The organism is Ruegeria spongiae (assembly GCF_023502395.1).
GTDB classification, from domain to species: domain Bacteria; phylum Pseudomonadota; class Alphaproteobacteria; order Rhodobacterales; family Rhodobacteraceae; genus Ruegeria_C; species Ruegeria_C spongiae.
The window spans coordinates 1-17292 of the sequence record NZ_JAMFMB010000047.1 but is presented as its reverse complement, the minus strand read 5'-3'; the positions used below and the strand labels follow the sequence as shown (position 1 = coordinate 17292).

Annotated in this window: 15 protein-coding genes and 1 tRNA gene; 2 read left to right on the top strand and 14 right to left on the bottom strand. The window is 57.3% G+C overall.

Features of this window, described 5'->3' with window-relative positions:
• Positions 1 to 73 precede the first annotated feature (73 nt).
• From M3P21_RS21040 to M3P21_RS20975, 14 genes are all read right to left on the bottom strand, one after another.
• Entirely contained in the window at positions 74 to 742 is a 669-nt protein-coding gene (locus M3P21_RS21040) for a DUF6538 domain-containing protein (RefSeq protein WP_249713338.1), read from the bottom strand.
• Between the two features lie 601 nt (positions 743 to 1343).
• Positions 1344 to 1502, bottom strand: a complete 159-nt coding sequence (locus tag M3P21_RS21035) for a hypothetical protein (RefSeq protein ID WP_249713337.1) — start codon at positions 1500 to 1502, stop codon at positions 1344 to 1346.
• Positions 1503 to 1736: 234 nt separating this feature from the next.
• Entirely contained in the window at positions 1737 to 2726 is a 990-nt protein-coding gene (locus tag M3P21_RS21030) for a hypothetical protein (protein WP_249713335.1), read from the bottom strand.
• A 115-nt stretch (positions 2727 to 2841) separates the two neighbouring features.
• Positions 2842 to 6690, bottom strand: coding sequence for a hypothetical protein (locus M3P21_RS21025; RefSeq protein ID WP_249713333.1), 3849 nt, complete (start codon positions 6688 to 6690; stop codon positions 2842 to 2844).
• A gap of 130 nt (positions 6691 to 6820) precedes the next feature.
• Positions 6821 to 7072, bottom strand: coding sequence for a hypothetical protein (locus M3P21_RS21020; protein ID WP_249713331.1), 252 nt, complete (start codon positions 7070 to 7072; stop codon positions 6821 to 6823).
• Complete coding sequence (locus tag M3P21_RS21015) at positions 7069 to 7491, bottom strand: hypothetical protein (protein WP_249713329.1); 423 nt, start codon at positions 7489 to 7491, stop codon at positions 7069 to 7071. Before M3P21_RS21015 ends, M3P21_RS21020 begins: the two co-directional genes overlap by 4 nt.
• A gap of 76 nt (positions 7492 to 7567) precedes the next feature.
• Positions 7568 to 8932 (bottom strand): YonV C-terminus-related protein, encoded by a 1365-nt coding sequence (locus M3P21_RS21010; RefSeq protein ID WP_249713327.1) that lies wholly within the window; start codon positions 8930 to 8932, stop codon positions 7568 to 7570.
• Between the two features lie 1084 nt (positions 8933 to 10016).
• Positions 10017 to 10682 (bottom strand): recombinase family protein, encoded by a 666-nt coding sequence (locus M3P21_RS21005; protein WP_249713326.1) that lies wholly within the window; start codon positions 10680 to 10682, stop codon positions 10017 to 10019.
• Between the two features lie 77 nt (positions 10683 to 10759).
• The gene (locus tag M3P21_RS21000) at positions 10760 to 10963 is read right to left on the bottom strand and encodes a hypothetical protein (protein WP_249713324.1); all 204 of its coding nucleotides are present in this window, start codon (positions 10961 to 10963) and stop codon (positions 10760 to 10762) included.
• 159 nt (positions 10964 to 11122) lie between these two features.
• Complete coding sequence (locus M3P21_RS20995) at positions 11123 to 11539, bottom strand: hypothetical protein (protein ID WP_249713322.1); 417 nt, start codon at positions 11537 to 11539, stop codon at positions 11123 to 11125.
• A gap of 10 nt (positions 11540 to 11549) precedes the next feature.
• Positions 11550 to 12248 (bottom strand): DUF3102 domain-containing protein, encoded by a 699-nt coding sequence (locus M3P21_RS20990; RefSeq protein WP_249713320.1) that lies wholly within the window; start codon positions 12246 to 12248, stop codon positions 11550 to 11552.
• 216 nt (positions 12249 to 12464) lie between these two features.
• Positions 12465 to 13001, bottom strand: coding sequence for a hypothetical protein (locus M3P21_RS20985; protein ID WP_249713318.1), 537 nt, complete (start codon positions 12999 to 13001; stop codon positions 12465 to 12467).
• 130 nt (positions 13002 to 13131) lie between these two features.
• Positions 13132 to 14658 carry a DUF6538 domain-containing protein gene (locus tag M3P21_RS20980; RefSeq protein ID WP_249713316.1) on the bottom strand — a complete coding sequence of 509 codons (1527 nt, stop codon included), beginning with the start codon at positions 14656 to 14658 and terminating at the stop codon, positions 13132 to 13134.
• Positions 14659 to 14737: 79 nt separating this feature from the next.
• Positions 14738 to 14812 (bottom strand) — tRNA-Thr (locus M3P21_RS20975).
• A 392-nt stretch (positions 14813 to 15204) separates the two neighbouring features.
• Between M3P21_RS20975 and murA the strand changes: the two genes are divergently transcribed.
• A complete protein-coding gene (gene murA / locus M3P21_RS20970; protein WP_249713314.1) occupies positions 15205 to 16470 on the top strand; it encodes a UDP-N-acetylglucosamine 1-carboxyvinyltransferase in 1266 nt (421 codons plus the stop codon).
• Complete coding sequence (locus M3P21_RS20965) at positions 16470 to 16946, top strand: DUF2948 family protein (RefSeq protein ID WP_249713312.1); 477 nt, start codon at positions 16470 to 16472, stop codon at positions 16944 to 16946. Before murA ends, M3P21_RS20965 begins: the two co-directional genes overlap by 1 nt.
• Positions 16947 to 17292: the final 346 nt, after the last annotated feature.

Genomic DNA, 17292 nt, shown 5'->3' with positions numbered 1-17292 from the left:
GCTAACACCATACGGGCCAGCGGCACCTGCGAAGGCCGCGCAACGGTTCGACGATTGGGACCGTCCTGCACGGTCACGTGAAACACTCCGTTATCGAAACGCTGTGCGAGAAACGGGCTGTTGTTACCCGGAGCTTTTCGCGGTTTTGAGGTGTGTAGTCCTTGGCATCTAGGAAGCGCTCAGCAACATCGCGCAGGCCCAAAACTCCCTCATCCGTGCCCTTGATGGGATCAGGAACTTCGATCTTGAGCGAGTTTGCTATGCGCTTGGTGCCGCGAATTTCTGCAACCAGAGCTTCCCGATATGCCGCGTTTGCTGCTAGTTCCGCGCGATGTTGTATTTCAGACATGAGGTCTGCTTCTTCATCGTCGGCTAGGTGTTCCGTGGCACCTTCACCCGCCGTCAGAAACGCCGCGATCTTTCTAAGCTCAGCAATATGTGCGGGAACTTCTTCTACGCCGCCTATGGCTTCGAGCGCGGCTTTCTGATCGTCGGTCAGAAGCTTCGACAGCCTTTCACGATCTTCGGCGCGTGCTCTGTCCTTAACTTGCTGATCGAATACAGTCCTTTGAAGCTCGACCTTGGATTTCGCCTCTTTCGGGTCTGAGGTTTTCATGGTGCCCCGAAACGCGGCCTTGTTGTCGTACAAGTCGCGAATGGCTTTCGGAATCGGTATGTTGAAGTGGTAGGTGGGCCCGCGCTGTTGCGTTCCGGGAACGGTAGGGAGTTCGTATTCTGCCATGAAAACGGTGCTCGACATGCAAGGTTGTGTTAGTTGCTTGTAGCACAAAAACTAACACATCCCCTAACACATCACGCGGACTACGGGTCTGATTTTACTTAAGATATTGATACTTGGGGAAAATTTATGGTGCTGCTGGAGAGAATTGAACTCGGTTAGTTTGATCTTAGAGTATTGATTTTATTGCATTAAAATTTCGATTGCGCAACCTTTGTGTAGGAGTTCTGTCGGGAAGTGACAGGTCGTCGCCGTTCTACGAGAGCAGCGATACCAAAGTGAACAACGCTAGGGTGACAAGCGCGCCGACTGCTAAGGGAACGTAAGGGTTCCGGTCGATTATCTTAGAGGTTTCCGTTGTTAGCTTTGCGGTTTGTGCATTCAATTCGGCGATGGTCTCGTCAAACTGCTTGGTATCCATTTTGTGTGCCCCCCCTAAGGTTCGCAACTAGGATTATACTCAGGCTGCCATTGGTGTCACCATTGGCTGCTTGTCGGCATGTTTCTACTCTCAAGACGTAGTGGGTGGACCAGACAATCGACATCTCCACGAAAAAATACCCCACCACCTTCTAAGAGGCAGCGGGGCAATATCGAGGGCTAGTTACTGACTGGGCGTTTGCTCTTGATCGTCCTGTTGTTCGGGCTGGTATCCGCCGCGCTGATTGCACTTCGGATTGAAGCCGGGAACACCCGAGCCGGTCGTTTCAGTGGGGTAGTGTGGCCCCTCGCGGCGGGGGTTTTCTTTGCTGTAGAACTTCATTTGGTTATCCTGTGTTATGTAAGGTCGTCGTTTGAGAGCCACCTTTGGGGCGCGTTATCGGGCCGCGCTTTCGACATCGCCAATGCCTCTTTGTAAGCACGTTCGGCGGCGCGGCGTTCGGCTCGTTTCTTCATAGCCTCGGCAGCCACGTCAGAGGCGTCGGCAATCCGATGATCTGACAAGGACGCCCCCGATAGTTGGTTGCACTTCGGGTTGATGTGTTCACCCATGTCCTCAGCCCTCTACTTGGCTGAAAGTGATGATGCGTTGCTTCACCGCAACCTCCCAAGACACGGGAGTGCCGTTGACCAGCACTTGGAGACCGCCGCCCGGTTTCTCGACATGGTCCCATCCAGCCTCGGTCAGCATCTCACGAACGCCTGCCGTATCGAATTGGTCCATTTGGGTCAGATAGGCGTCGGCCATGGTTTGCAGGCCCTCAGTCTTGTGATGCACAAAGTAGTTGCGCGCGGCTTCCTTCATGCTGGCCTGCATTTGCGGGTTGGAGTTTAGGAAGGCATCAAAGGCCTCCTCGTTGGCAACCCCCGCTTCCGCCATGATGCCCATTGCCGAGTTGTAAGCGCCCTCCCAGACCGTAGCGACCTGCGCTTGCATCTCCGCTGGCTCGACGCCTGCCATATGCGCCATGCGTTCAATGGTGCGTGTGTCGGCGTCACCGTGCTGTAGGATGCTGTCCACAGTCTTGAACAGGTCGCCGGGGTTCTGACCTTTCAGGAAGTCCTGCATGGTCGCGTCTGCGGCTTCCCCAAAGGAGACCCCTGAGGGTTCTGCTTTCTGTGCCTCTGCGCCCTCAGCCCGTTTGGCCATCGTCTTCGCATTGGCAGTCGGGTCTTTCAGAGCGACTGGCGCGGCGGCGTCTGAGAATGTGCCGTCGCCGTTGCGAACCAAGAGACCCATACCTACGGCAACGTCGATGTTCGTGCGGGTTCCGCCAATGTCCACAGTATCTTTGCCCGATGGGTTGCGACCAAAAATGCTGCCGCCGCTATGGCTCTTCACGGTAGCCATCACGCCACCTTGTGTGGGAGCCTCTTGGCCCATGGTGTAGGAGGCAGAGGAGTTGCTTGTGACTTGACCATTGCCGGTGACTTCGAGGTTATTGCGGTTCCCCACGACTGCGTGAGGCGTGTTTACAAGGGAAATGTCAGCAAGGTTCGAACCAGAAGCTTCGGTCTCGCCGGTTGCGGTTGTCCAGTTTGTCATTTTGTATTCCTTAGGAGAGTTGAAAGGGCACCCGTGGGTTCAGGTAATGGGTGCCGCTAATGGGGTGGAGACGCCTCCTTCACTAGGGGACGCCCGCTGGTTTTGGTTTGAGAGGCTATCGGGAGTATTCCGGCATCGTCCCGCCGATGGCTGCGAGGACATTACGGATGCCGAACATGTTCTGGAACAGGCTGATCTTCGTCAGGGCTTTGAAGTCCTTTTCCGAGAACTGGTAGTCAGAGTTGAGGGCACCCTGAACCGCACCGCCAATGCCCCGTGTGACGCCCTCTGTGAGGTCACCTGTGGGGTTGCTGATAAGTAAATCCGCAGGGCTGACGCCACCGCTCTTGAGACCAGAGGAACGGAAGTCGAAGACGGGATCGAGACCCGCAGTCGTGGCCACCATGTCGGCTGCCAGAGGGACAACAGAAGAGAACCCTGACCGCTGGAAGGCAGCCTTGCCGAGGCTTTCAGGCGCGAGGCGGTCTTTGAGGTATTCGTCCCGATCTTCCCGGCCCAGAGAGTTGACATGGGTCTGGCCCACATAGAACAAACCACCGAAGAACATGGTCGTCAGGAATGCCGAAGCGGTTTCCCAATCACGATGATGCAGCCCGGAAAGGGTCTGCTTCACATACGCGGCCAACATGAACGAGCGAAACTGAGCGATGGTCTTCCCAGCCTCTTTCGACATGAAGTCAGGCATGTTGCCGATGTCGTTCTCTTGGATCGACTTCTTCGCCCAGCGGTCAACACCGTTGATGAAGGCGTTCTTGGCGTCCACGTCATCCCACTTGTGGATGTTGACGCGGTTCACCTTCTTGCCCAGCATGCCGGTGCTTTGATCGACGTGCTTGCGAAGCTGCTCCTGAATGCGCGGGTGTAGTTCCTCAGAGATGCCCATGACCCGAAGGCGCTTGGGGTTGATGTCTCTGCGGCCCGTTGCGTCGTCCATGAACCGTTGCACCAGAACGCGGGCGTTCAGACGCTGCGGGACCATGTTAACGTGGCCCATACCGGAACCGAGGACGGTCACCTTCTTGCTGCGTTGGAGGAAGTGATCAGCCTTCTGCATGCTGGTGGCATGCTCAACTGCTCCCATCTCATCGAACATCGGGGCCATGTTCATCCGTTCCAGATCGGTGCCGAAGCCCCAGATGCTTTCGATCTCGTTCAAGAAATCGTCGGAGAACTTGCCGGTCTTGGCATTGGCGAAGATTTTGCGCATCGCCGGGATGTTCTGCATCAAGACACGCATGCCGCCGTTGCCGACGATGTTGCCCAATTCGGCCATCTGAGCGACACCCAACTGGCCCCCGATACGGGAGAAGTTGAAGTCCCGCAGGAAGCGCTGTGCCGTGCGGAAGCTGGACGCACCCTCAATCGGGATGCCGTTGATCAGCTTGTGGGCGTTGTCGAGAACACGCATCTCCTTGTTGACCTGCTTGGCCGACATGCCTTTCTCGCCTGCTTCCTTGGCGATGTAGCTCTTCACGGTGTCGAAGGACGGAGCATGCGCCGGAAGGTTCCCCTCAGCATCCCTTACGCGGAACTCTTTCAGGAAGTCTTCCATGTGCCCCGCAGCGGTGACGGAGCGGACATACTGGCCGAACAGTTGCTCAGCGTCGTTCTCAAGCATGTCTTCAATACTGACTTCACGGGCCACGCCGCTCTTGCTGTAGAGCTTCTCTCGGTGGGTCTCGTCGATGTCGAGCCGCCACTTGGCCGAGGCCATTCGCCCTTGCTCCCCGCTGTCCACACTAAAGCGGACCTTGTCGGAGATGCGGGTGACATCCTCAGCGGACATGCCAGCGTCATCCAGCATCATCTTGAGGGTCTCGATGTCCTGACCAGCCAGTGCCCGGTTCAGGTTGAACTCACCGTAGCGCCGCGAGCGGATGCTCTTGACGTAGCTGGCCGCGATGCTGAGGGCGTCCTCATAGTCGATCTCGTCCATAGCCATGGCCCGACCGGGGTTGCGGTTGCGCCACTTGCGGTTGGCCTTCTGGATCGAGCGGGCGACCAGCCGGTTGATGCTACCTTCGCCAAACTCTGAGACCAGATCGTCGATGCGGTCGATGCGGTGCCGACGAACCATGTAGTTGTGGTTGGCCTTCACCTCGTCGAAGCCCCGGATGCCGTATTGCTTGCCGAACTCCAAGAGATCAGCGAACTCCTTCTTCATCTGGGACGCCACAGCGTTGACGTGCTTGTTGCTCACAGCGTCGATCTCACGGCGAACCGCCAGTGACACCTGCTTGTTGAACTCTGCCCGCTCACCCGCGCCATGCTGCCAGAACATGCGCTTGCCTTGGTCTTTGAGCCAATCGCGATAGGCGTTGTTGTAGGTGCGATAAAACCGGCCTGTCCGAACGCGCTCTTCACGGGCCACCTTCTCAGATACCGAGAAGCGGTTGACCGAGCCGTCAGCGTTGCCGACACCGTCTTCGATCAGACCAGCACCGACACGACGCATCACGTCGCTCTCGGAACTCTTGAGGACAGCCGAACGGTCGATGCGAGCGCTGGAGAATGCGGTCACCGGAGCAGATGCGCTCTCGGCAGCCACGGTCTCGGCAGCGGAAAGGTTCGGGTCTTGGGGAACCCGCGCGGCACCTACGGAACCATCAGCGGTCCCACCAGAAAATGCCCGAGCGATGTTGTCGCCCTCGGCATCCTGAATGGCAGCCGCCATGGCTTTGTCCTCAGGGGTCCGCCCCCGCAGCCCACCAACGGCACCGCCAAGCACAAAGCCAGCGGCAGCCGAGATGGCCACATCGTCCCAGCCCATTGTCTGGTCCTGAGTTGCAAGGTAGCCGTCGATACCGGCGTTCACCGCACCAGCGGCAGCACCGGCACGTAGGGCACGCCCAACTCGGCCAATCTTCGCGCTGTAGATCAACGGGGCAGCCGCACCCTCAGTGGCAACCGAGGCGACGATGGCTGCGGGGTCGAGAATGGCAGCGCCGACGCGAAGGCCTGTGCCGCCCCAACCGAGGCCTGAGAGATCGCGGTCAACCTTCTGCTCGTGCTGCATCTGTGCCGAGAGCGCCCGGAGGTGAGCCTCAGATGTCGCCGCTTCCAGTCCGCTGTGGTAAACCGGGTCGAGGTCGTCAGTGACTTCCTTCCACATATCATCGGTCAGGCGGAAGCTGGCGTCGGGGGTGAACTCTTTGCGGCCCATCTGCTCAGCGACATTCAGGCCAATCCACTCCTCGTTCGCAGCCATCTTTGTGGCGTCCCACCATGACGGTGTTTCAGCCGCAGCTTGTTGCTCAAAACCCAATTCCTGGGCCTTGCTTCGGAAGGTCGAGACAGGGGTGTTCTCCACGGCGTCGATAGCGCGCTGCTCGAAGGTTTCCATGGGGACGATACCCTCAAGGCTGGCCTGATATGCCGAGGGTGCGGGGCGCGGCCCACCCGCCGTGGTGCCTTGGGAGCGCTGGAACTCGAAGGGACCACCTGTGCGGGCCGCGTTCAGTGCCTCGAAGACGTTGCCGGGGGTGACGGTTGCGCCGTTCAGGCCATCACCAGCGTAGTAACTGCGGCCAGACTTCCGACCGGAAACCATAGGCAGCCCCGCCCACTCCTTCGAGAGGTTGTTGGCGAACTGGTTGTCGGTGATCTTGCCGGTGACCCAATCGTTGTATCCACGGCGGGCCATGAGGTGCATGCCCATGCGGTCTTGAAGCTCGATGTCGAATACCTCATCGCCGGTCAGGCCGAGATCGGATACCAAGCCGTTGAAGGTCTTGCTGATGATCTGGTAGCCGCCGATGGCCGAACTCTTGGAGCCAGCGTTGACACTGCGGCGCTGCCACTCGCGGACCTCGCTAACGGTCATCTGAGTGACAGGCTTCGGGGGCGCGATCACGGACTTACTGTAAAAGTCCTCGTATCCCTTGGTCGTTTCCGCACCACGGATTAGGCCCAACACCGCGTTGGGGGAAGTCGAATTTGTCATTGGGAGTGTCCTGATAAGGTGGGGTTAATTGCCGATACCCAGACCGGCTGCAATCTCACCCTCACTTGGGATTTCATTGCGAACTTTGAGGTCCGAAAACTCGGGCCGCGACACGAGAGAAGCGAGACCCTCAGCCACGATGCGGTTCAGCATCTCGGTTTTCTTTGGCCGCGCCCCCCGAAGTCTTCTGCAAGTGGTCGCAGAGGATTTCGATGAGAGCCACGATATAGGGGCTTCCGCTGAACTTGAGGGGGCGTAGAGCCTTGGGGCGGTCCCAGAAGCGATCAGTCCCCGGTCGTGGCTTCATCCGTTCTTCGGCTGCGAGATACTTGGCCGAGGGAACATGGCTGAGGATGTAGCGCCTTAGTTGTTTATTGTTCATTCGTATCGCCTTTCCGTGCGGGGGTGTGCGCTTTTGGGGATGGGGCGGAACTCAGGTAACCCCAGCGTCCCCTCAATGCCGCGAAGGATGAGCGTGGACATGACAGCGGCGGCACCGATGCCGCGCCCTTCGTTGAACTTGTGGCGCTCTTGGAGGGCAGCGCAAAATGCCGCGAGGTCGGTGCGTATGCGAACCACACGGAACTTGCCGCCTTCCGCGATCACTTCCGAACGGTCTTTGGCGCTGCCACCCAATGCTTCGACCATTTCATTCAGAGGGATTGCTTCGAGTAGGCGCGCGCGGGTCTCGTTGGCGAGTTCCGCTCGGAGCATTCTTCGTTGGCCGCGCAAAGGGTCGCCACTGCCAAAATGCTCGCGCGCCGGTTTCCAAGACCTTTCAGTCTTTCGAATTGTGGGCATGGTTAATCCTTATGTCATGCAACAACAAAACCCCGAACGCGCTGGGTGAACGGGGCTTTGGGTTGGTATCTGAGGGCTATTCAATCGGCTCGAAGTCGTCCGAGAACTCGCCGTTATCTGGGCTGTTCAGCCAATCCAGAATGATGGTCCTCATGCGTTCCGAGGGCACATAAACGGTAACCGGCTGGCCAAGGCGGACGCGGCTGCGGTAGAGCCATTGAACGAACTCCGTCAGCGCGAACCTTCTGCCCCAAACGTGCGGCTTCTTGTCGAGAAACTTGCAGAGGATTGGGTTGGGGTGCTGGTCGAAGAGGTAGACGGCATGGCTACAGTTGACGTGGTCGTTCACCCCACGTGTGAGGTTGGAGACCCATGTCCAGCCGTTGGTGACGTGCCACCGCGCCTCGGCTTCGTCGTAAGACCAAGACCCCTTGAGGCCCGTGTTGTAGCTGAGCGGTCCACACCTCTTGCGGCCTCCTTGCGCCGTGCCATCAGCAAACCAAAGGTCAGCGGCGCTGGTCACCATAACGTCTTCCTTGCGGACGCCTTTAAGTGGCCCCTCGAACTGCATCTTCTTGAGCCGCGTTCCAAGTTTCTTGACTGTGGCTTCCGTGGCCTTCTTGGTCTGGCCCGAGAATGATAGCCGCATAGGTGCGTGATCGACGCGCTTCTGGTTGCGCTTGACGGGCACGTGGGGAAGGTCGAACGTCTCAACTGAGATCAGCGCCCGCTGCTTTCGTATCCAGTCCGCTTCGCCAGCCCATTTGCGGACACCATAGGGAACCTCAAGGCGATCCAGATAGGCGGCAATCAAGCTGCCCTCAGAGAGGTATGTGAGGATGACCAACGAGGCCGGTGCCATCAGCATCTCAACGGGAATGGCCATCATCAGAAGGTCTCGCTCCTCAGTCACGAACAATCGGCCCGTAGCCGCAAGGGCGTATTGCTTGGCGAACGACTTCTTGCCGCCCATAGCCGCCCGCTCTGTCCAGAAGTCAGTCGGTGTCACAAGACCTGATGTTTCATCAACTGTGGCCAGACCCTTGGCTTCGATCACGTTCTTGAAGTCAGCCTTTGAGATGGTCGGGGCCAATTCAATCGGTGTGGGGCATTCGTCGATCACCATACGGTAGCCAGAGAGTTTGCCTCGCTGAGCCAATCGACGGAGTTTCACATAGAGGGCATGGGTGCAGGCAATGTTTCGGCCCGCGTCCAGCAGTGTCTCAATATCTTCAAGCTTGGTAGCCCCAGCTTCGCCGTCATCCGGCTGCGCAATGTTGGCACTTGGTGCGCCGTTGATGATGCGCTTCACCTCAGACAGGCGGGGCGTCACCACAATGACCGGGCGATCTCGGCTTGCATCCCATTGCGTCAATTCGTCGATGAGCGCCGTGGTCTTGCCGGTCCCGCACGGGCGGTCAACAAATGTGATTGTGGGCATTTTTGGTGTCCTTTGTGTTGTGTGTATCTGCACCCGTCCAAGGCACGAGAGAGCAGCCCCGCAAGCAGCCCTCCAAAGGAGACTGGACGGGCACCGAAAGGCTGCCGCTGGGGGCTGCTCGCTGGTGATCTGGACGGTGAAATTTGGGGGTCAGGCGGAGCTAGGCGGAGATGTTCCTCCTAAGGGGTGCGTAACCACATGTAAAAAAACGAGAAAACGGCCCGCCCCCTTAAAGGGTATTTATTCCTAGCAGGGGCTGAAAACCTCTAACATGAGACCGCTTGGGTGACTTGATGAAGGGCATCATGAAGGGGGACATGAAGATTATGATGAAGGTGAAGAACTTCGCCTTGGCTGCATCAGCAGACAGGCATTAGAGGTGAACCATGAACGGGCAACCTGAATGGGTGTTCAGTGAAACTGAGGCACCTTTTACGGGGCACATTCAGAACTGGTTCAGGTGCAACTTCGCATAGGGCTTTGCCCTTGGAGACCCAAGGAGATGATGACACCCTAAGTCAGCGTTAGGGCTGCAACCTAATGAGGAACCTGCATCATCACCTATAGGGGCGACTACACGGGAACTTAGCGGGGCACCTCAACGGGAATGTGAGCGGGGATGTGGGGTTCAGGTCGGAAGGCCTGAGCATCGTAGTGAGCGTGGCAACACTCACCATTTCCTTGGTCTTCAACGGCGAAGCCGCCGATGGTCTTTCTGGTGAGAGGGTCAGGTAAAGATTGTCGGAGGGTGCTTCCCTTGAACGTAACACTTTGGGAAAAGTATTGACCTCACCCCTTCGAACACGGACGTTTCAACAAAAAATGGCCTCACCTCATAACGGCTCCATGACAAGCCTGAGGGGAGACCTAGAACACCACCCCTGTGACCGCTTGTCGCGGCTCCTAGGGCTAGTATGTGGGTTGTGGGGGCTGAGAGGATAAAGTCTCTCGATCAAGGAATGCCCCAGAGAGAGCCTTCCCGTCATCGTCTAGCCTCACCTGAGCGGCCATTCCTCAATGCACTCTGGTGGACCGCTCAGGGCAGCCTTCTCTGGGTCAAGTATGTGGGTTGCGGTGTTTCGGGCTAGCTGGCCACTTCGAGCCTTTCCAGAACACGCTTCACCTGCGAGGCTTGCCACTTGCCTCCCCGCGCAGTCGGCACACCAGAGGTATTGAGGGCGTCAGCAATCTCCCTAAGAGACGCCCCCTGTGATCTCAAAGGCTGAACCGTCTTGGCGACCTTTTCGGCCCGCGCCTTGGCATTGGCTTGTATCACGGCGTTGCGCTTCATGGTCTTGTCGCGCAGCCCGCCCAGCTTTTTGCCCTTGGCCTTTGCCTCAGCAAGTGCCGCCTTTGTTCGTGCAGAGATAAACTCGCGCTCTTGCTCTGCTAGGGCCGCATAGATGTGTAGCTGGAACTTGTCTGCGTTGGGCATTGAGGCGACCCTCAGCCTTACCTTCGGGTCATCCATAAGTGCCGCTATGAGAGACACCTTGCGGCTCAAACGGTCGAGTTTCGAAACTAGCAATTCAGCCCCGGTTTTCCTGACCAGTTCCAAGGCAGCGGCCAGTTGGGGCCTGTCATCATGCTTACCGCTGAGGTGGTCTTCGAACTCGGCCACAATCTCGAAAGGTCCTTCCGAGAAGTTCTCAAGAAACAGCGATATGTCTCTGTCCTGCGCGTCAAGGCCAAGCCTCGACTTGCTTTGTTCTTCCGTGCTTACGCGGCGATAGACGACATAGCGCTTCAAATGAAAAACCCCTCACTGGAATGTTCAGGAGGGGTCTAACAGCCTGATGTTGCAAATGTCAACGAAGGTTGTGTATGTTACGTGGTCGTTGTCATCTGGTGGGTGTTTGCTTTCTTACGGTGGAACGTGAACATCACGCGCAGACGCCAGACATCGACAACGAGTTCGTCAGGGTAGTCCCGCTGAACCTTGAAGAGTGCCGTGCGTGGCCAAAGCTCAACGAGCAAATCAAACGGGCCAACGCTGAGGTCGATGATATGGTGGATGTGAAGTTTCTGCACGAGAGTATTCCTATCTTTGGTAGCGATGCACGGCATAGATGAGTCACGCTCGAATCAGTGTCAACCCATTGATTTATTTGCACTTATGGAGGAATTTCACATGTGGATACAGTTCTGAGAAACCGCACCCCATAGGGGGGATTGCGCGGGCTTCTCTATCTATCTCTGCCTGTCAGATTTTTGCGGTGAAACAAAACAGGCCTCTAGGAGCAACTCCGGGCTATTCCTCAGGAGAAAATAGCAAAGTCGCTCGACGCCGCCCGCTACACTCAGCGCAAGCTCTGTCGATAAGGCGGTGTTTAGATAGCGGATATAAATAGCAGGGACACCCAAAATCACCTGCCTGCCGCCGTGGGCACGGTTCTCGCGCCAGAAGGTGCATGTTCGGGCACCCCGCACCTTGCTTTTGATGCTTGGACCCTTGGGCACGTCCACTCGTGCAATTCCGATATACCTGTAGCAATCCTGAACAGCGAAGAACGGTTCAGGTTGATCTTCCTCCTTGGTCCAGCGGACGTATTCTCGGGTTCGGTGATCAACGACCGCGCCAAGTTCTCTTGCCGTGATGTCTTCCACTGTCAGCCTCCTAATGGGTGAGTTCAGTTAGTAGCTCGTCGAGCTTCTCGGGGTTGTCGCCGTATGCGATCATCAGTGCGTTGATCACACCGCTGCGCACCTTGGGCTTCATGATGGGTGTCAGCCTGTCCATTATGGTGCAGGCCTTGCGTCGCGTTTCCTTGCGGAGGTCGTTCTTCTTGCGGCCCTTGGGTTGTTGCTTCACACCGTCAATCGGGCCGACTTCTTTCTCGATCTCGTCCAGCTTGGCCTGCGCGTTCTTCCGTTCACCTTCCGCCGCACCGGGGTCATCCCTCAGGGCACGCAAACGCTCCACCTTACGGAGGTCATCAAGGGTGGCCGCGCGGCGCTGGGTTTGGGGTTCCGCCTTCGGTTTCCCCATAGCGAGGACTTCGCGGATGCTATCGCAGCGGTTGAAATCCGCAGCGCGCTGCGTTTTTGCTTTGGCAATCTTCATGTAGTCTTGCGCTGACCGTTCGGAAAAGGCGCATTCAGCTTTGACCCAAGGCATGAACTCCCCATGGGCCAGCTTCTGTTTCACCTTGATCAGTTCTTCACCGATCTCCGCAGCGATTTCCTTAGCGGTGCGCCCGAGGCGCTGCACTTCGCGGTGCTTGGAGTTGACCGACACGGCAAGCCGAGCGGTCTCCGTTAGAGATGGGCAAGGGCTTGTTGTGGGGTATGCGGGGCGTTCTGAGCGGTCGAGCATTGTTATCCTTCGCTGTGGCGACGAGGGATATAACGCCTGTCAGAAGCACTTCAAGAGTTTGAAAATGAGGGATTTTGTCTCGATTATCTTTTGGTGACGCAGCGGTGACATGGGCAGTTGGAAGGCACTGATAAAACTAAGAAGGCAGAGGACTAGGTGTCCCCTGCTCTCGTAAAAATAATTTTCGTTGGGTTGCTGCGGCAACGGGGCGGGAGGCTAAATCGCTAGTCCCATCACACCTGAGACGTTCCAAGCCATGCAATCGGTGGGTGATGCGTCTTCGTGCTCGCAGAACTCCAAGCCTTCAAGTTGCTTACTTTCTAGGTCAGGCAACTCCACCCGAAACTCCGCCTCGTCCAAGGGGTCTATCCAAATTGGTGTGTCGGCTAGAAACTCCGTTTCCTCGCCGTCCTTGTCGAAGATGTTGACTGATACCTGTATCCACGTAGTCACGTGGTCAGATGTCTTGTTCTCAAGAACCCCGCCCCAGCTTACAGTCCGTTCGCCTAGACGCGGTCCCGCGCGGCCCGTGGCGTGGCCATTGTGATACAGGCGTTTGCGGAAAGTGGTCACGCAGGTTGCCTGAACAGCGTCATTGGAAAGAAGTTCACTTTTTGAATAGGACATGCAGGTCTCGACACCTTTCAAAGTGCCTTGGTTCAGCGCCTCGTTTACCGTCTTTTGCACTGGCCGAACTCCAATGGCCAAGGCTAACACAAGACACAACAGCCCTGCGATAATGTAGTTCTTCACAAAATTGTCTCCGTCAGTTTCTTCAATGGTTCTTGTATGTTGGTTTGAATCGACCCGCCAGCTTCGCTTGGGTTTTACTTACCGATTTGGCCAAAATGGGCTTTGGTAGCTGGTAGGCCGATCTAAGCATCTAGTCGAGCTTGATACGAGGTATCTTACAGATTTCACGGTAAAGCGTTTCAACGGGATAATCCCCGTAGTCGTCGCCTACATTGCCTGATGCGTGGCCGCAAATGGCGTTCTGATACGCAACATCAACATCTGCATTCCGCGCCTGTGTCTTAAACCGATGCCGCCAAGCGTGGCTCGGTTGTATCCTTGGGTCTGAGATGCCTACTTTGTTCCTGACCCAATCGCCAACCTTGTCGCGCGCGTTCTGGGACAACCTGAAAGCGTCTTCTGGGGTCTTGCCGCCATCGTGGAAGAGGTAACCTGAACCGGCGCTCTTGACGAAGTCCACTAGGCCGATCTCCAAAAGGTGGGGATGCAAAGGCACGGTCCTGTAGCGCCCCGCTTTGACACTCCCTGCATCTGGTGTGATCAAGAGCCATTGAATTGCCCCTGTAGTCTTCAAATCGTGCTGGCGTAGCTGAGCGATTTCACCCGCCCTTGCTCCTGTGTATGCGCAAATCCAAGGTATCCAGCGACAGGCAAGCTTGTTCTTTCTGGTAGCCCGTGTGTCTTCGTTTAGAGCTTCGTTGGCACGTTGCAGTATTCGATTGGCCTCGTCATCGGTGAAGCCTTTTGAGCGCGCCGCTACTGGCTTCGGGACTTTCACAGACACGCCCTCGGAGGGGTCAACTTCGATCAGGAACTTGGAGCGACCCAGACGCAGAATGGCTTTGATTGCCGCCAGGTATTTTGGACCGATAGTCTTTGGTTTCAGTCCTTTTTCGTCCCGAAGGTAGTCGCACCAATCGGCAATGTCCTTAGGCTTGATCTTGGCAACTTCCTCATGCCCTAGATACGCGACCAGTGCGTCTTTCTTTTGGGCAAAGTCATCAACTGTTGCTGGGGCTTTGCCGTTGCTCAGGTGATCTTTCTTCCACCGTTCAAACAGGCTTGTAAGCGTCGGCCCTTGAGTCGCCTTCTGAGGGGCACCTGTGGGTTCCCATTTGGGGAAGCGATTGGCTTGCTGGTCAGGGGCAAAATCGCCTTCCGCTCGTTTCATTTGCTGGTTGGCTGCCTGTGTCCATGCCTTGTGGATTTCACGCAAAAGGCGCGTGCGCGATGCGGTGTCAATTGCAATGCCTTCTTCTGCAAGCACCTCGTTGGCTGCTTCCCCATACCATTTTTCCAAACCGTCTTCGACGGCTTCGGCTTGTTCGCTCAGAGACAATAGACGCTGCCAGATTTCCGGTTCACCCGGTTCAAGTTCGAGTGTTTCCATCAAGCGGAAATAGACACGACCAGACAGGGCCACGATGTTCTTTAGGGGAAGTGGTTCTGGTCTCGCTCGAAGGGAAGCCCATCGCTTTTGCAGCTTGGCATACTCGACCGCAAACCGCTCTTTCGCCTCTGCTGGTTCTCGGGTGCGAAGCGATTTTGTCACCTCGGCTTTCCCGGTAAGTCGCGTCAAATTAGCCGGAACGCGCACCCGAAGGTAAAAAATTCCGCTATTCTTGTCTTTGGTCGGTGAGGGCATTGTCAGGGTCACTGTGTAGGACTCCTGTGTAGGAGTCGGGCGACGTAAGCCTTTGGCTTGGCGTAAGTTTCTGATGTATATAGGGAAATCATGGTGCTGCTGGAGAGAATTGAACTCTCGACCTCTCCCTTACCAAGGGAGTGCTCTACCTCTGAGCTACAGCAGCCAATCCATTTCAGAGCATCAGGGCATATGCCCTACTAATACCCTACTAATTTTTATCTCACACCGCTAACTCAATGTTCGAACACTCAAATTTGGAATGGACCTACCCATTACCAAGGGAGTGCTCTACCTCTGAGCTACAGCAGCATCGTGGGCGGCTCTCTAGACCGAATGGCTGAACGGCGCAAGGCCTATCTGGACGGTTTTTTGCGGCTGCTGTAGAGAAAGGGAATGGCAGAGCAAAAACCATCCAAAAACCGCCCAACATCAGCCGCGTCGCGTGAAGACCGGTTGAAATCTGCGTTGAAGGCCAATCTGGCCCGACGCAAGGCGCAGGCGCGCAAGCGGGCGGATGGGCAGGACAAAAACGAGCAGACAGAAAGCTGAGGGCAGATGGATTCGATTCTTGTGACGGGCAATGGCCCGCTGAATGGGCAGATTCCCATTGCCGGGGCGAAAAACGCCTGTTTGACACTGATGCCAGCGACGCTGCTCAGCGATGAACCGCTGACGCTGACCAACGCGCCGCGGCTGAGCGACATCAAGACGATGACACTGCTCTTGCAGTCACTGGGGGCCGAGGTCTCGTCGTTGCAGGACGGGCAGGTTCTGGCGATGTCGAGCCACGATCTGACCAGCCATACGGCTGACTATGACATCGTGCGCAAGATGCGTGCCTCGAACCTCGTGCTGGGTCCGATGTTGGCGCGTCTTGGTCAGGCCGTTGTGTCGCTGCCGGGGGGCTGCGCCATCGGGGCCCGGCCGATGGATCTGCATATTGAGGCGCTCGAGGCGCTGGGGGCAGAGATCGAACTCCGGGACGGATACCTGCATGCCAAGGCGCCCGGCGGGCTGAAGGGGGCGGTGCATGAGATGCGGTTCGCTTCGGTCGGGGCGACCGAAAACATCGTAATGGCGGCAACCCTGGCCAAGGGAACGACGGTGCTTAAGAACGCCGCGCGCGAGCCCGAGATCGTTGATCTGGTCGAGTGCCTGCGCAAGATGGGCGCGCAGATCGCGGGCGAGGGGACCTCGACCATCGAAATCCAGGGGGTCGACCGGTTGCATGGTGCGACCCATCAGGTGGTGACCGACCGGATCGAATTGGGGACCTATATGCTGGCCCCGGCGATCTGCGGCGGTGAGGTGGAACTGCTGGGCGGACGGCTGGACCTTGTTGGCGCCTTTGTCGAGAAACTGGACGCAGCCGCCATCGACGTGACCGAGACCGACAAGGGGTTGAAGGTCAAGCGCCGCAACGGGCGGGTGTCGGCGGTGGATGTCACGACCGAGCCTTTCCCGGGCTTCCCCACCGATTTGCAGGCGCAGATGATGGCGCTTTTGTGCACTGCCGAGGGCACCTCGGTTCTGGAGGAAAAGATCTTCGAGAACCGCTTCATGCACGCGCCGGAACTGACCCGGATGGGCGCGCAGATCGACGTGCATGGCGGCACGGCGACGGTAACGGGGGTAGAACGGCTCAAAGGGGCGCCGGTGATGGCGACCGATCTGCGGGCCTCGGTTTCGTTGATTCTGGCGGGTCTGGCTGCCGAGGGCGAAACCGTGGTCAGCCGGGTCTATCATCTGGACCGCGGATATGAGCAGGTGGTGCGTAAGTTTGAAGGTGTGGGTGCAAAGATTGAACGGATCAAAGAGTGATGGCTGACGCAAGTTTCAAGGACGGAAGAGAGGCCCCGCTGAATCTGGGCGCGCAGGATGCCGAGGACTTGCAGGTCATCGCAAGCCTGTCGCAGGACGCGGTGTTTCCGATCACCGAAATGTCGTGGCGTGCGAAAGAGCGACGCTTTGCCATCCTGCTCAACCGGTTCCGCTGGGAGGATCGCGACGCCGCCGAGCGCCGGAAACGTGCCTATGAGCGCGTTCAGGCGCTATTGGTCTTTGACGATGTGCTGTCGGTGGCAAGTCAGGGCGTGGATCGAAGCGAGGCGGATATGATCCTGTCGCTGCTGTCCATCACGTTCGAGCCGGGTGAGGACAGCGCGGGCGAGATCGTGTTGACACTGGCGGGTGATGGCGCGATCCGGCTGCGCGTCGAGGCCATCGAAGCGACGCTCAAGGACGTGACCCGGCCTTATATCGCACCGTCCAAACACGCCCCGACTCACCCGGAATGATCGCGACGCGGGCGCTTACATCTGCCGATGTAGGGATCTGGCGCGCCCTTCGGACCGAGGGCGCGCACCTATACCCGGAAGCCTTCATCGTTTCTTTTGAAGAAGCCGCTGCGCAGTCCGAAGAGGTCGATGCCCGGATGCTGGATCGCCTCAAAGCCTCTATGATTTGATCAGCATGATCCGTGCGGCCCCTGAGGCATGGGCTGAAACTGCGGACGCGATGGCCGCGATGGGCGAACCTGATCTGCATGTAACCTACACGGAAATGGTCGAGTTGGCTGAAGATAGCCGCAAGACCTACGATTCCGTGCTGAGCGAGATCGCGAATACACTGGCTTTCATGAAC

Excerpts from the sequence above, each read along its gene's own strand:
- M3P21_RS21015 (WP_249713329.1), bottom strand. The coding sequence starts at position 7,491 with ATGCCCACAATTCGAAAGACTGAAAGGTCTTGGAAACCGGCGCGCGAG.
- M3P21_RS21040 (WP_249713338.1), bottom strand. The coding sequence starts at position 742 with ATGGCAGAATACGAACTCCCTACCGTTCCCGGAACGCAACAGCGCGGG.
- murA (WP_249713314.1), top strand. The coding sequence starts at position 15,205 with ATGGATTCGATTCTTGTGACGGGCAATGGCCCGCTGAATGGGCAGATT.
- M3P21_RS21010 (WP_249713327.1), bottom strand. The coding sequence starts at position 8,932 with ATGCCCACAATCACATTTGTTGACCGCCCGTGCGGGACCGGCAAGACC.
- M3P21_RS21035 (WP_249713337.1), bottom strand. The coding sequence starts at position 1,502 with ATGAAGTTCTACAGCAAAGAAAACCCCCGCCGCGAGGGGCCACACTAC.
- M3P21_RS21025 (WP_249713333.1), bottom strand. The coding sequence starts at position 6,690 with ATGACAAATTCGACTTCCCCCAACGCGGTGTTGGGCCTAATCCGTGGT.
- M3P21_RS20965 (WP_249713312.1), top strand. The coding sequence starts at position 16,470 with ATGGCTGACGCAAGTTTCAAGGACGGAAGAGAGGCCCCGCTGAATCTG.
- M3P21_RS21020 (WP_249713331.1), bottom strand. The coding sequence starts at position 7,072 with ATGAACAATAAACAACTAAGGCGCTACATCCTCAGCCATGTTCCCTCG.
- M3P21_RS20990 (WP_249713320.1), bottom strand. The coding sequence starts at position 12,248 with ATGCTCGACCGCTCAGAACGCCCCGCATACCCCACAACAAGCCCTTGC.
- M3P21_RS21030 (WP_249713335.1), bottom strand. The coding sequence starts at position 2,726 with ATGACAAACTGGACAACCGCAACCGGCGAGACCGAAGCTTCTGGTTCG.